At 66.5% G+C, this 14228-nt stretch carries 14 protein-coding genes; 8 read left to right on the top strand and 6 right to left on the bottom strand.

Annotated features, from left to right (window positions below):
* Positions 1 to 2: 2 nt before the first annotated feature.
* Positions 3 to 824, bottom strand: coding sequence for an enoyl-CoA hydratase (locus DT074_RS01330; protein ID WP_119417998.1), 822 nt, complete (start codon positions 822 to 824; stop codon positions 3 to 5).
* A 69-nt stretch (positions 825 to 893) separates the two neighbouring features.
* Between DT074_RS01330 and DT074_RS01325 the strand changes: the two genes are divergently transcribed.
* From DT074_RS01325 to DT074_RS01315, 3 genes are read left to right on the top strand one after another with little or no spacing between them, the layout of a single operon-like run.
* A complete protein-coding gene (locus tag DT074_RS01325; protein ID WP_119417997.1) occupies positions 894 to 1385 on the top strand; it encodes a nuclear transport factor 2 family protein in 492 nt (163 codons plus the stop codon).
* A 3-nt stretch (positions 1386 to 1388) separates the two neighbouring features.
* Positions 1389 to 2918 carry an acyl-CoA synthetase gene (locus tag DT074_RS01320; protein WP_119417996.1) on the top strand — a complete coding sequence of 510 codons (1530 nt, stop codon included), beginning with the start codon at positions 1389 to 1391 and terminating at the stop codon, positions 2916 to 2918.
* Positions 2891 to 4174 (top strand): hypothetical protein, encoded by a 1284-nt coding sequence (locus DT074_RS01315; RefSeq protein ID WP_119417995.1) that lies wholly within the window; start codon positions 2891 to 2893, stop codon positions 4172 to 4174. The genes DT074_RS01320 and DT074_RS01315 overlap by 28 nt, the downstream gene beginning before the upstream one ends.
* 15 nt (positions 4175 to 4189) lie before the next feature.
* On the opposite strand, the gene DT074_RS01310 is transcribed toward DT074_RS01315, so the two are convergent.
* A complete protein-coding gene (locus DT074_RS01310) occupies positions 4190 to 6274 on the bottom strand; it encodes a 3-hydroxyacyl-CoA dehydrogenase NAD-binding domain-containing protein (protein WP_119417994.1) in 2085 nt (694 codons plus the stop codon).
* Between the two features lie 88 nt (positions 6275 to 6362).
* On the bottom strand, positions 6363 to 7322 hold the full coding sequence (locus tag DT074_RS01305; RefSeq protein ID WP_162914544.1) for a GlxA family transcriptional regulator: 960 nt from the start codon (positions 7320 to 7322) through the stop codon (positions 6363 to 6365).
* 377 nt (positions 7323 to 7699) lie between these two features.
* On the opposite strand from DT074_RS01305, the gene DT074_RS01300 reads away from it, so the two are divergent.
* Positions 7700 to 8398 (top strand): DJ-1/PfpI family protein, encoded by a 699-nt coding sequence (locus DT074_RS01300; RefSeq protein ID WP_119417992.1) that lies wholly within the window; start codon positions 7700 to 7702, stop codon positions 8396 to 8398.
* Between the two features lie 217 nt (positions 8399 to 8615).
* Here the strand turns inward: DT074_RS01300 and DT074_RS01295 are convergent, their stop codons facing one another.
* Positions 8616 to 8786: a Rossmann-fold NAD(P)-binding domain-containing protein gene (locus DT074_RS01295; RefSeq protein WP_368744367.1), complete on the bottom strand. Its 171-nt coding sequence runs from the start codon at positions 8784 to 8786 to the stop codon at positions 8616 to 8618.
* A 123-nt stretch (positions 8787 to 8909) separates the two neighbouring features.
* On the opposite strand from DT074_RS01295, the gene DT074_RS27870 reads away from it, so the two are divergent.
* The gene (locus DT074_RS27870; protein ID WP_162914543.1) at positions 8910 to 9986 is read left to right on the top strand and encodes a hypothetical protein; all 1077 of its coding nucleotides are present in this window, start codon (positions 8910 to 8912) and stop codon (positions 9984 to 9986) included.
* A gap of 123 nt (positions 9987 to 10109) precedes the next feature.
* On the opposite strand, the gene DT074_RS01290 is transcribed toward DT074_RS27870, so the two are convergent.
* Positions 10110 to 10811, bottom strand: a complete 702-nt coding sequence (locus tag DT074_RS01290; RefSeq protein WP_119417991.1) for an SDR family NAD(P)-dependent oxidoreductase — start codon at positions 10809 to 10811, stop codon at positions 10110 to 10112.
* An 11-nt stretch (positions 10812 to 10822) separates the two neighbouring features.
* Positions 10823 to 11422, bottom strand: a complete 600-nt coding sequence (locus DT074_RS01285; protein WP_119417990.1) for a 2-hydroxychromene-2-carboxylate isomerase — start codon at positions 11420 to 11422, stop codon at positions 10823 to 10825.
* An 89-nt stretch (positions 11423 to 11511) separates the two neighbouring features.
* Here DT074_RS01285 and DT074_RS01280 point away from each other — a divergent pair, with 89 nt between their 5' ends.
* From DT074_RS01280 to DT074_RS01270, 3 genes are all read left to right on the top strand, one after another.
* Positions 11512 to 12051, top strand: a complete 540-nt coding sequence (locus tag DT074_RS01280; protein WP_119417989.1) for a TetR family transcriptional regulator — start codon at positions 11512 to 11514, stop codon at positions 12049 to 12051.
* A gap of 249 nt (positions 12052 to 12300) precedes the next feature.
* Complete coding sequence (locus tag DT074_RS01275) at positions 12301 to 13665, top strand: serine hydrolase domain-containing protein (RefSeq protein WP_119418145.1); 1365 nt, start codon at positions 12301 to 12303, stop codon at positions 13663 to 13665.
* A gap of 337 nt (positions 13666 to 14002) precedes the next feature.
* On the top strand, positions 14003 to 14228 hold a 226-nt coding region (locus tag DT074_RS01270), incomplete at its 3' end, for a hypothetical protein (protein ID WP_162914542.1).

Below are 14228 nucleotides of genomic sequence, written 5' to 3'. Positions count from 1 at the left end.
GTTCAGCGGCCGGTGAAGCGGGCCTTCCGCTTCTCGACGAAATGGGCGACGCCTTCCTTGAAGTCCTCTGACACGAAGCTGCCTTTCATCTCGTGATTGGCGACGGCGATCGATTCGCCGAGCGACTGGAACGGCACATTCCAGAGCTGCTGCTTCATCACCGCCATCGAGCGCGGCGAGACGTCCTCGGCCAGCTCCTTCGCATAGGCCCGCACATCGTCCATCAGCCTGGGCAGCGGCGACACGCGGTTGACCAGGCCGATGCGCAGCGCCTCGGCGGAATCGACCTTGCGGGCGGAGAGCATCAGATCGAGCGCAACCGAATGGCCGACCAGCTTGGGCAGCAGCCAGCTGATGCCGTGCTCGGCGATCAGGCCGCGGCGCGAGAAGGCGGTAGTGAAGACAGCGGCGTCGGCGGCGAAGCGCATGTCGCAATAGAGCGCCATGATGAGGCCCAGCCCGGCGGCAGGCCCATTCACCGCGGCGATGATCGGTTTCGCGATCGACGGGAAGTAGGAATAGCGCATCTGGAAGTCCGGCCTGGCCGCGGTGTCGTAGGGCCGCACATTGTTGGCGTTCGGCCGCGCGTCGGCGCCCTTCTCGGTGATGCCGCTCAAGACGTTCATGTCGGCCCCGGCGCAGAAGCCGCGGCCGGCACCGGTCAGGATGATGACTCTGACCTTGTCGTCCTTGGCCGCGGCTTCCATGGCATCGCGCACCTCGTTCTCCATCACGCCGGTCCAGGCGTTCAGTTTGTCCGGCCGGTTCAGGGTGACGGTGGCGATACGATCCTCAACATTGTACGCAACTTCTTGATACGCCATTGGCTTTCCTCCCTTGCAAGAGTGCCGATATCATAGCGCCGCGCCGGATGGAATCAGGGAGGGGGAGCCGTGACCCAAGCCGAGTTCGCCGCGCTGCTCACGCGCCTGACCGCCGCCGCGGAGGCCGGTGACGGCGAGACGTTCGCCGCCTGCTTTACGCCCGACGGCGTCTATCACGATTATATCTACGGCGACCACAAGGGCCGGGCGGAAATCGCCCATATGCTCAAGTACATGTTCCATCGCGACGCGACGGACTATCGCTGGCGTTTCTTCGATCCGGTCTGCAATGGCGATACTGGCTACGCCTGGTCGCTCTCGTCCTTCACCTCCACGGTGCCGGAATTCCAGGGCAAGCCGGTGCTGATCGACGGCATGAGCCGGTTCCGCCTGCAACACGGTTTGATTGCGGATTACGCCGAATCGGTCAACGGTGGCGTCGCCATGGTGCAGCTCGGCGTGGCGCCGGCGCGAATGGAGAAGGTACTGCGCAAGTGGTCTGGCTTGCTGCACGAACGGCCGGGTTCGCGCGACTTCCTCGCGAAGAAGATCGGGGCCTGACGGATGGGCGTGCGTCATGCCAATGGTGAGCGCGGCCTGACCGGCGAGGAGCTCGCCCAGCGCGTCGCGCAGGCGACGACGGGTCTCGCCTCGCTCGGCGTGCAGGCCGGCGACGGCGTCGCGCTGATGCTCAGGAACGACATCGCCTTCTTCGAAGCCGCCATGGCGGCCGGCCAGCTCGGCGCCTATGCGGCGCCGATCAACTGGCACTACAAGGGCGACGAAGCCGGCTACATCGTGCGCGACTGCCAGGCCAAGGCGCTGGTCGTGCATGCCGATCTGCTGCCGCAGATCGTCGGCGACGTGCCGTTCGAGCTGCCGGTGCTGGTGGTGGAGACGCCGTTCGGCGTGCGTGCCGCCTATGGCATCGACGCGGCGTCGGCGCGCGTGCCGCCGGAGCGCATCGACTGGGACGAATGGGTCGACAGCCAGGCAGCATGGCGCGAGCCCCCGAAGGTTGCGCCGCAGAGCCAGATCTACACCTCGGGCACCACGGGGCGGCCGAAGGGTGTCCGGCGAGAGCCGATGACGCCGGGGCAGCAGGCGGCGAACCTCGCGGCCTACCGGACCGTGTTCGGCATCGAGCCGTCGATGCGCACGGTGGTGACCGGCCCGCTCTATCACTCGGCGCCGAACGGCTATGCCCTCACCGCGGCGCGCTCGGGCGGCGACGTCATCCTGCAGCCGCGCTTCGATGCCGAAGAGCTGCTGCGCCTGATCGAGCAGGAGCAGGTCACCCATCTCCACATGGTGCCGACCATGTTCGTGCGCCTGCTCAAGCTGCCGGAGGAGGTGAGGGCGCGCCACGACATCGCCTCGCTCCGACATGTCGTGCATGCCGCGGCGCCCTGTCCGGTCGAGGTGAAGCGGGCGATGATCGACTGGTGGGGGCCGGTGATCCACGAGTACTACGGCGCGACCGAGACCGGCGCGGTGGTGTTCTGCGACAGCGCGGAATGGCTGGCCCATCCCGGCACGGTCGGCCGGCCCCTCGAAGGCGCGACCGTGCGGGTCTATGGCGAGCAGGGCGAGCTGCTGCCGCCCGGCGAGATCGGCGAGCTCTACATGCGCGCCGACCACGTGGCCGACTTCACCTATCACGGCCGGGACGAGGCGCGGGCCGAGATCGAGCGCGACGGGCTCGTGACCGTGGGCGATGTCGGCTATTTCGACCGGGACGGCTATCTACACCTCTGCGATCGCAAGAAGGACATGGTGATCTCGGGCGGGGTGAACATCTACCCGGCCGAGATCGAGGCCGTGCTGGTCACCATGCCCGGCGTCAGGGACTGCGCCGTGTTCGGCGTGCCGGACGGCGAGATGGGCGAGAACGTCGCCGCGGTCGTGGAGCCGCAGGGCGGCGCCGATCTCTCCGCCGACGAGGTGCGCCGCTTCCTGCGCGACCGCATCGCGCATTACAAGGTGCCGAAGCTGATCGAGTTCCAGACCGACCTGCCGCGCGAGGATTCCGGCAAGATCTTCAAGCGCCGGATCCGCGAGCGGTATTGGGAAAGCGCGGGGCGACGCATCTGACCGCGCGGCTCCTTCCCGTCCTCGGCACCGTTCAGGCGGCGCTGTTCCTGTATTTCCTGGTGGCCGGGCACTACCCGCTGCCGGCCTTCGGCCTGCTCGACATGGTCGACCGCGCGCTCGACCTGCCGGCCCGCGCCTGGCTGCTCGACATGCGCGGCGCCGGCCCGGACCTCGCGGTCAAGCTGCTGGTGCTGGTCGACCTGCGCTGGTTCGGCGGCTCGACGGCGCTGCACAGCGTCATGGCGGTGCTGGCCTCCATCGTCGCCTTCATCGGCCTTGCCGCCGCGATCGACCGCACCGCGCACCCCTATCGGGAGATCACCGCCGGCGCGACCGGCATGCTGGCGCTGGTCTGGTTCCGGGCGGCGACGCTCGAGCCCTATGTCATCGCGCCGGGCGCCGATCACTTGATCCTGACGGCGGGCGCGGTCGGTTGCATCGGCCTCGCCGCCTCGATCGGCCATCGCGAGGCCTATGTGCTGCGGACGCTGTTCGCCGCGCTGTTCGGCCTCGGTGCGGCGGCGACCCTGGCGCCCGGGCTGCTGGTCCTGCCGCTCGCCGCGCTGGTGCTGTGGCGGCGCTGCGACGCGGAGTGGCCGGCCATGCTGCTGGCGGTGCTCGGCCTGCTCGCCATCGCCGCCTATTTCATCCTGTCGCCGCCGCGCGGGCCGTTCACCGCCGACCCGCTCGCGGTGCTCCGCTTCGTCGCCTGGATGTTCGGCTCGCCCTGGATCAAGGTGCTGCCGCTGCCGGGCGAGGTGGCGGGCTGGTGGACCATCGCGCTCTGCGCCGCCGTCGCCGGCTTCGGCCTGTGCGCCCGGCATGTCGACGGCTCCGGCGCCTTCTCCGGCGCGCTGGCCGCGCTGGCGCTGCTGACCGCGCTGCTGATCGCCATCACCTGGGCGCCGCTCGGCCTGGAGGCGGCGACCTCCGGCCGGTTCGGCCTGGTGACGACGCTCGCCTATGCCAGCCTGATCGTCGCCGCGGTACGGCAAGTGCGGCTCCGGCGCACCAACATCGCCGGCGTCACCGGCATCGCGGCAGTGGCGATCGGCGTGATCCTGCTCGCCGAGCAGGTGGTGATCGGCCAGCGCTATGCCGCGCGCGCGGCGATCGCGTCCGGCATCCGCGCCGAGCTGGAGGAAGGCAGATTCGAGCCCGAGCGGCTCAGCCTCATCCATGCCGACGGCGCGCGCGCCGCCGAGATCCTGCACCGGCTCGCCGATGCAGGTCTCTACGGCCTCAGGGCGGAGTGATCAGGGCCGAGTAGGTCAGGCGGCCTTCGACGCCGCCGCCCAGCCCTTCTTCTGATCGACCAGCCGCTGCAGTAGCGGCGCCGGCTTCCAGCGCGAGCCGTGCTCCTGCTCGTATTTGCGGATCATCGCCAGCACCTTGTCGAGGCCCATCTGCTCGGCCCAGAACATCGGCCCGCCGCGATAGGACGGGAAGCCGTAGCCGTAGACATAGGTGACGTCGATGTCGGAGGAGCGGATGGCGATGCCCTCGTCCAGGATCTGGGCGCCGACATTCACCAGCGGCAGCATGCAGCGATAGAGGATTTCCTCGTCGTCGATCTTGCGCCGGGTGATGCCGAACTCGGCCGAGGTGTCCTCGACCAGCTTCTGCACCACCGGATCGGGCGTCGCGTTGCGGCCTTCGTACTTGTAGTAGCCGGCGCCGGTCTTCTGGCCGTAGCGGCCGAGCTCGTAGAGCCGGTCGGCGATGCGGTAATGCTTCTCCGGCGGGCCGCCGCGGCCCTGGCGGACGCGCCAGCCGACATCGATGCCGGCGAGGTCGCCCATGGCGAACGGCCCCATCGGCAGGCCGAAATTGTAGATCACGCGGTCGACATCCCACGGCATCGCGCCTTCGAGCAGCAGCTCGGCCGCCTCGCGGGTATAGCCGTGCAGCATGCGGTTGCCGATGAAGCCGAAGCAATTGCCGGCCAGCACCGGCACCTTGCGGATCTTCTTCCCCAGCTCCATCACCGTGGCGATGGTCTCCTTCGAGCTGTCCTTGCCGCGCACGTTCTCGAGCAGCTTCATCACGTTGGCCGGCGAGAAGAAATGCGTGCCGATCACCGCTTCCGGCCGCTTGGTCGCCGAGGCGATGGCGTCGATGTCCAAGGTCGAGGTGTTCGAAGCGAGGATCGCGCCGGGCTTCATCACCTGGTCGAGCTTGGCGAAGACCTGCTTCTTGATGTCCATGTTCTCGAACACCGCCTCGACGACGATGTCGGCCTGGCCGATCTCGTCATAGCTGGTGGTGCCGGAGATCAAGGACAGCGCCTTGTCGATCGTCGCCTGCGTGGTCGAGCCGCGCGCGACCGAGGTCTCGTAGTTCTTCCTGACCACGCCGAGGCCCTTGTCGAGCGGGGCCTGCTCCAGCTCCAGGATCTTCACCGGGATGCCGACATTGGCGAAGTTCATGGCGATGCCGCCGCCCATGGTGCCGGCGCCGATCACCGCCGCCGACTTGATCTCCTTCGGCTTCACGTCCGAGCCGACATCGGGGATCTTCCCGGCTTCGCGCTCGGCGAAGAAGATGTGGATCTGCGCCATGCGCTGCGGATGGTCGTGCAGCTCCTGGAACAGTGCCCGCTCGCGCTTCATGCCCTCGGCGAAGGGGAGCGTGCAGGCGGCCTCGACCGCGGCCAGGCAGTGCATCGGCGCCAGGAAGCCGCGCACCTTCTTCGACAAGGTCGCGCGGTATTCCGGGAAGAATTTCGGGTCGATGTTGCTGACCTTGTCGGTCAGCTCCGACACCTTGCGTAGCGGCCGCTTCTCCTTGACCACCTTCTCGGCGAAGGCGACGGCGCCGCCGACCAGGTCGCCCACGATCTCGTCCACCACGCCGGCGGCCAGCGCCTGCTTGGCGCCGGCGAAGTTGCCGGTCGTGATCAGGTCGGCCGCCATCTTCGGGCCGACCAGGCGTGGCAGGCGCTGGGTGCCGCCGGCGCCGGGCAGCAGGCCGAGCTTGACCTCAGGGAGGCCCACCTGCGCGCTCGCCACCGCGACGCGCCAATGGCAGGTCAGCGCGACTTCCAGGCCGCCGCCGAGCGCGGTGCCGTGGATCGCGGCGACGATCGGCTTCTTCGAGGCCTCCATCGCATCCAGAACTTCGTGCAGGCCGGGCGGCTGCATCGGCTTGCCGAATTCGCGGATATCCGCGCCGGCGATGAAGGTGCGGCCGCCGCCGACCAGCACGGCGGCATCGGCGCCGGCATCGCTGTTCAGCCTGGCGAAGGCATCCTGCATGCCCTTGCGCACGCCGTGGCTGAGCGCGTTCACCGGCGGGTTGTTGATGGTGATGACCGCGATGCGGCCCTTCAGTTCATAGGCGACGACGTCGGACACGGCGTTCTCCCTCCCGAGGAGCTTCTGAAATTCGTCGCCCGTCTATACCGGAGCGGCCGGCCCGCCGCCACGGGCCAGATGTCCCATCTCACGCTGCTGCCTCGTGCAATTTCCGGTAAGCGGCGGGGGTCAGCCCGAGACGGCGGCGGAAGCTCTTGATCAGCCGCTCCGACCGGCCGAAGCCGGCGAGATGCGCCACCTGCTCGACCGACAGCGCCGGGTTGGCGAGATGCTCACGCGCCGCGTCCAGGCGCAAGGTCTCGACGAAGCGGGCGGGGGTGTCGCCCAGGCCGGATGTGAAGGCGCGGTGGAAGCTGCGCGGGCACATCGCCACCCGGTCGGCCAGCGTCTCGACGCCGAGATCCGTGGCCAGGTTCTCGCGCATCCAGGCGACGAGACGCGACAGCCGCTCGTCCGCCACGCTCTGTGCCTTCAAGGTCGCCGAGAACTGCGACTGGTGGCCCGGCCGGCGCATATAGACGACGAGGCGGCGGGCGATGCGCATCGCGGTGTCGCGGTCGTGGTCGCGCTCGACCAGAGCCAGCGCGAGGTCGATGCCGGTGGTGACGCCGGCCGAGGACCAGACCTTGCCGTCCTCCACATAGATCGCCTCCGGATCGACCTGTAGCGCCGGGTAGGACCGCTGCAGCAGCCGTGCCGCGCGCCAATGGGTGGCGACGCGCCTGCCGTCGGCGAGGCCGGTCGCCGCCAGCAGGAAGGTGCCGGAGCAGACCGTGCAGGCGCGGCTGGCGCGGCCCGCCACCTCGCGGATCCAGTCGATCAGCGCCGGGTCGTTCAGCACCTCGGCCACGCCTTCGTCGCCGCCCGGCAGGATGATCGTGTGCACCGGCTGGCCCTCGATCGCGGCGAGCGGCTCGGTCGCGATCCGCACCCCGGCCGAGGTCCGGATCAGCCCGCCCGCCTTGGAGACGAGGCGGATGTCGTAGCGGCCGGGCTCAAGGTCGTTGGCCGAGGCGAAGACCTGGGCCGGCCCGGTCAGGTCCAGCATCTGCACCCCGTCGAAGGTGAGGAAGACCACGCGGCGCATCTGTTCCTCCATCGTCATGCCGTACGGCGGCGCATCTGTTCCCTCACACCCGTCGTCCCCGGGCTTGTCCCGGGGACCCACGCCCACCCGCCCGCGCCAGCGGCGAGGCGTGGATGCGCGGGACAAGCCCACGCATGACGTGGGGGCGGCGCATCTGTTCCTCCCGTCCGGCGGCTCGGCGGCGCACCGGTTCCGCGGCGCATCTGTTCCGCTTCCCCCGTCGCCCCCGGGACAAGGCGCACATGACGAAGGAGCGGCGCATTTGTTCCTCCGGTCGGTTCCGCCAACTGGCAGAAATCAGCAATAGCTTGTCATTCCTGCCAAGGTGCCGCAAGGGCAGGATGCGGCTGCCTTTCCTGCTGCCCTCGAGGTCCCCCATGAGCGACGCGACCATCCATATCGGCATCCTGCTCTATCCGAACGTCACCCAGCTCGACGCCACCGGCCCGGCCCAGGTGCTCTCGCGCGTGCCCGGCGCCAAGGTGCACATGATCTGGAAGACCAAGGACCCAATCCCGACCGATGCCGGCTTCGCGATCCTGCCGACCACGACGTTTGCCGAGTGCCCGAAGCTCGACGTCATCTGCGTGCCGGGCGGCGCCGGCCAGGCGGCGCTGATGAACGACGAGGAGACGCTCGGCTTTCTGCGCCAGCAGGCGGCGGGTGCGCGCTATGTCACCTCGGTCTGCACCGGCTCGCTGGTGCTGGCCGCGGCCGGCCTGCTCAAGGGCTACAAGGCAGGCTGCCACTGGGCCTGGCGCGAGATGCTGCGGCCGTTCGGCGCCGAGCCGGTGGCCGAGCGCGTGGTGCGCGACCGCAACCGCATCACCGGCGGCGGCGTCACCGCCGGCATCGATTTCGGCTTCGTGGTCGCGGCCGAGCTGGCCGGCGAGGAAGCGGCGAAGATGATCCAGCTCTTCCTCGAATACGACCCGCAGGCGCCGTTCGATTGCGGCTCGCCGGAGAAGGCGGGGGCGGAGCGCGTCGCCAAGGCGCGCGAGATGATGGCGCGGCTTCTGGCCGAGCGGCAGAAGACGACCGAGGCTGCCGCGGCGGCGATGGCGGCGCGGCACTGAGCGCGGCATCGACCAAGCAGGAGTGGACGCTCCGACGAGCCGCAAGAGAACCTCGCTCGCCAACTTTCGGGATCAGATTTTATATTTAACACAATATTGTGTCAAGAGAAAATATGATATCGAGGGGGCGAGGAGAGTGGCGTGGTCCCTTGACGGTAAGCCTGGGCAACCCGCCTCCGCATCCTTGGCCTGCGTTGCGGTAGCCTCCCTCCGTCGGCTACCACACCTCGCCGAACGGCCGGATCTCTACGTTGAACGACCAGGCGCTGCGATCCTGGTGGGCAACGTGGAAGGCCTCATCGGCGATGGAAGCGGGCTTGATGAAGAAGTCGTCCGGCTTGTCCTTGTAGCGCTGGCGCGTCCACGGCATGTCGATCACCCCGTCCATTCCCCCATGAAGACGTGGGTCCGGCGCCGTTGGTCACAGGTCCCCCTCGGTTGCAAATCGTGGTAGATAATCGAAAAGGACGTTGCCTGCCTTGGGGAGCGTCCTAAAGGGGAGGGGCGCCACATGGAAACAGCTGGACAAGGATCGGGAAATAGGCAGCCAACGATTCAGCCACGTGACAGCATAGTTTTATCTGTCGAACGTGACAGCTTTGCCGAATTCATATCAAGTGTACTTGGAAAGCCTCAAACTATCGGCCGCACATTTTCAGGTCAATTCGATTTGAAGAGAGAAGATATTGAAAATTTCTTTTACCTAGTAGATCATCGAGTTCGTGAGCAAAATACAGCATCTATCGTGTCGACCGCGTTCACCATTTCTTATAACAACGGTTCTTCTATAACTTTGAATAGTGTAAAAGAATTCTCGAGTTATAGCGAGACCAAGCCAATAATGGTAATTGGAGTGTCGATATCTTTGGCATACTTGGTAAGTTTCCCGGACAGGAAACATCCCGAAAAGCAGACTATTGACGTGAACTTCTTTGCCGGGCCTGATCGCGGCGATTTTTTTGTCTCAGACGGGGATGGTTTTCCCTTCCCGACAACGATGGGCAGTGGGATAGTCGCTCTGCGAATTGCACACACCGCCCGTAGCTGGGGTGTAGATGTAGAAAATCTTCTCGCTGATCAGATCGGTACCTTGCTAAACTCCGAAAATAAGTTGCGCTCATTTATTAGACGAGGAAGTGGCAAGTTTGCTTTTTTGGCTGCCCTACTATTTGTGGCTATTGCCATCGGCGGGGCGCTGTGGGTGACCGAGGATTTCATTGAACGAAATATGCTCGCTGCTGGAAATTATATTGACGACAGAGAGTTTGATGTACGAGATGCTATTCGGTTTCTAATCGAAAACAGTGCCCGCGGTGGATGGGCAAATTTCCTATTCAAATCAGGAATATTTATCATATTGTCTGTATTCGCTTCTATTGCAATTGCTGCTTGGACTGAGAGCGCAGCCAATAAAAGAAAGCCAAGCTTCATTGTAATGTCCAAATATGGGGAGAAACATAGAGAGGCTGCGCTGGCCCGAGATCGCCGATCGATTTTGTCGCTAATCGCGGCTTGGAATACTGCTATTATTTCAAGTGCAGCCGGAAGCGCATTGTTTGCGTACTTGTTCCAGGGATGGCGGCCCTGAGAGGCAGGCGTCTTTGACGTTCCATGCACGTTCGAGCGGGAGGGCACTCGCGCCGACGATGCGTGAGCACATCCGCCCCGTGCCGAATCGCGTCGCTGCGTCCAGTCCGCAGAATGACATACCTTACCACACCTCGCCGAACGGCCGGATCTCCACATTGAAGGACCAGGCGCTGCGGTCCTGATGGGCGACGTGGAAGGCCTCGTCGGCGATGGAAGCGGGCTTGATGAAGAAGTCGTCCGGCTTGTCCTTGTAGCGCTCGCGCGTCCACGGCACGTCGATCACCGCGTCGATCACGATATAGGCGACGTGGACGCCCTGCGGCCCGAGCTGGCGGGCCAGCGCCTCGGCCAGGATGCGCTGCGCCGCCTTGGTCGGCGCGAACAGGGCGAAGCCGGGCCGGCCGCGCAGGGCCGAGGTGTTGCCGGTGACGACTATCGCGCCCCTTCCCGCCTTCAGCATCGCGGGCGTGAGGCGGCGGGCGAGATGCAGCAGGCTCATCGTGTTGACCTGGAAGTTGCGGTTCAGCGCCTCCGGGTCGATCTCGAGGAAATTGCCGAAGGTGGCGCCGACCGCGTTGTGGACCAGCACGGAGGGTGTGCCGAGCTCACGCTCGACCGCGTCGATCGTCGCGTTGAGCGCCGCCGGATCGGCGACGTCGCAGGCGAAGGCCTTGGCGCTCGGCAGTTCCTGCTCCAAGGCGGCCAGCCGCTCCCGGTTGCGGGCCAGCATGGCGACGCGGTAGCCGCCGGCAGCGAAACGGCGGGTGAGGGCCGAGCCGGTGCCGGGGCCGACCCCGGTGATCAGGGCGACGGGTTGGGTCATGCGCTGTCTCCTTAAGCTGCGGCCTTGAGGGTTTCGGCGAGGAAATCGAGGCGGTCGTTGCCGAAGAACATCTCGTCGCCGGCGAAGAAGGTCGGCGCGCCGAACACGCCGCGCTCGGCCGCGTCCTGCGTCGCCTTATCGAGGCGGGAGGCGAGGTCGCCCTCGCCGAGCTGCGCGACGAAGCGCGCACCGTCGAAGCCGGCCTCATCCAGCAACGCCGCATAGGCGGCACGGTTGGTGAAGTCGGTCTGCCTGACCCACATGCCGGCGAAGACGGCGTCGACATAGGTCCGCGCTTTGCCCTGGTCGGCGGCGAGCAGGGCGCCGCGGGCGAGTTCGGCCCAGTCGATCTTCGCGGTCTGCGGGTTGCGCACCACCGGCACGCCGTAGCGGCGCGACCAGCGGGCGAGATCATTGCCGGAGTAACGGCCCTTGGCCTTGCACTCGATCGTGGTCGGCCGGTTTCCGACCATCTGCATCAGCTCCAGGATGCGGAACGGGCGATAGGCGATGGTCGCGCCGGCCTTGGCCGCGATGGCCGGGAGCTGGCTGTTGGCGAGGTAGCTATAGGGACTGACGAAGGAGAAATAGAAATCGATCGTGCGGGCCATGCGGCGCTCCGATTTTTCATGATGATCGTCACGATTGAATTTATGATATCCATCATGAATAGAGTCAAGCGCACTTCGGGGCTTGAGCGATGAAGGTTTCCAAGGACGTGGCGGCGCAGCACCGCGCGGCGCTGCTGGAGGCGGCAGGGCGGCTGTTCCGCGACAAGGGTTTCGCCGGCGCGGGCGTGGCCGAAATCACGCGCGAGGCCGGCCTGACGCACGGTGCCTTCTACACGCATTTCGCCTCCAAGGAGGCGCTCTGCGCCGAAGTGCTGGCGACGACTTTGGCGCGCGCGGCGGAGGCCTTCGACCGGGTCGGCGATGCCGGCACCTATATCGACCGCTATCTCAGCCGCCGGCATGTGCAGGACCGCGCGACCGGCTGCCCGGTCGCCGCGCTCGGTGGCGAACTCGCGCGGGAAGACCGGGCGATGCAGCGGATCTTCGCGGCCGGCCTTGAGGATTTTCTCGCCCGCTTCGTGCCGAAGCGCGGCGGGCGCGCGGCGCGGAGCCGCGCCATCGCCACCTATGCCGCGATGGTCGGCGGGCTGATCCTCGCCCGCGCGGTCGGCGACGAGAAGACGAGCGACGAGATTCTCGGCGCGGTGAAGGCGGAGCTGCGCGGATAGGCTCCAGACACATCTCTAACGCCACCGATCAGATCACCGCCTCTCCGTCCGCGAAGCGGGGGGAGAGGGAAGGAGAGGTGGGGAGGTTGCGCTCTCCGAAGAGAGCGCGGCGCGGGCGGCGCGGCCCTCACCTCACCCGGCGCTTCGCGCCGACCTCTCCCCTCCCTGAAGGGAGCGGAGAGGTGACTTTGATTTCGCCGCGGAGCGTGACACCTTGCGGGCCGCGTTTCTCAAGCGGGAGTAGTGGCCGTGGAGAGGTGGCTGGGAGCGGCGCTCGATTACGTGCCGCAATGGCTGGAATTTCAGATGCGGGCGATGGAGCAGCCGGGCTGCGTGGTCGCCATCGCCGAGCGCGGCCGGATCGTCTTCGAGGCGGCCTATGGCGCCGCCGATCTCGGCAAGGGGATCAAGTTGACGCCGCGGCACCGCTTCCGCGTCGCCTCGCATTCCAAGAGCTTCACCGCCGCCGGCATCATGAAGCTGCGCGAGGCCGGCAGGCTCGGTCTCGACGATGCGGTCGGGCGCCATGTGAAAGGGCTGCATCCGGCGGTCGCCAAGGCGACCTTGTCACAGCTGCTCTCGCATTCCGCCGGCCTCATCCGCGACGGGCATGACAGCGGGCAGTGGGTGGACCGGCGCGGCTTCCTGAACGCCAGGGAGCTGCGCGCCGAGCTGGCCCAGAGGCCGGTGCTCGATGCCAACACAAGGTTCAAGTACTCGAATCACGGCTACGGCCTGATCGGCTTCGTCATCGAGGCGGTGACCGGCGAGGCTTACGCGAAGTGGATCCAGCGTGAGATCGTGGTGCCTTCGGGCCTTACGGAGACGGTGCCGGATTGGCCTGTGTCACGGCGTGTGCCGTTCGCGCGCGGGCATTCCGGCAAGATCCTGCTCGGGCGCCGCGCCGTGATCCCGGGCGAGAATCCGACCAACGCGCTCGCCGCCGCGACCGGCTTCATCTCCACCGCGCACGATCTCGCGAGCTTCTATGCGCAGCTCGATCCTGCGGCGAAGGGCAGCGTCATCTCGGCGGCGAGCCGGCGCGAGATGATCCGCAAGCAGTGGCGCACGCCGCATTCCGAGCTCGAACGCTATTACGGCCTCGGCATCACCCATGGTCGGGTCGGCGACTGGGAATGGTTCGGCCATGGCGGCGGCTTCCAGGGCTATATCACCCGCACCTCGATGTTGCCGGCGCAGGGGCTCTCGATCTCGGTGCTGACCAATGCGGCCGACGGTCTCGCGCATCAATGGGGCGACGGGATCGTCAACATCCTGCGCACCTTCAAGCGCCACGGCGCACCGAGCGCGAAGGTGCGGAGCTGGGCCGGGCGGTGGTGGAGCCTGTGGGGCGCCGCCGATCTGGTGCCGATGGGCGACAAGGTGCTGGTCGCCGGGCCCGGTTTCTTCAACCCGTTCATGGACGCGACCGAGTTGACGGTGACCGGCCGCGACCGCGCCCTCATCACGCTCGCCAATGGCTATGCCAATCACGGCGAGGCGGTGCGTCGCATCCGCAAGGGCGGCAAGGTCGCCGAGATCCAGTTCGCCGGCGGCAGGTCGCTGCCTGAGAAGCAGGTCGCGGCGGAAATGAAGCGGAGATACCGCCTCTAGAGTGCAGGGGGAACTTTGCCCTGGCCGGCCGGTGGCCGCCCGCGTCAAATGCGGGGCGAGTTTCCTGCACCGTCCGATGCTCGGCGTGCGGATGTAATTGGGTAGCGCCGGCCAGTTTCTCCGACCTTAGACCGCTGCAATCGGGGAAGATCGATATTCCCGTTTGTGTAAATCTCACTGACAATTTGGTTTGGTGCATTGCGGTAACCTGTTGCTTCGGCCCGCTAGAAAAATCTGGCGTAATGCTTGCTTGTATGAATTCGTCTGTGTCTGTTTGCGGGGGAGTGGGAGCATGCGGAGACATCTCCGGGATCCGGCGCACAGAGCCCGAGGGGGATTGCGGCGTCGCAGCAGCCGAACTTTGCCGCTGACCTTGGCACTGGTCCTGATGTCGGGCACGGCCGCGAAGGCCGCGTATTGGAATGTGTTCAACGTCGAAGGCGAGAGCGCTCTGTCGGCCGAGTTCGTCACCTATGCGACGCGTCTCGACATGCTGAACGATGAAAACCGGACCGGCACCTTCGTGCCGGACGGCTTCTCGATCGGGCGAAACATCGTGGGCA

It is taken from the genome of Desertibaculum subflavum (assembly GCA_003576705.1).
GTDB classification, from domain to species: Bacteria; Pseudomonadota; Alphaproteobacteria; order Ferrovibrionales; family Ferrovibrionaceae; genus Desertibaculum; species Desertibaculum subflavum.
This window is presented reverse-complemented; position numbering and strand designations above follow the sequence as displayed.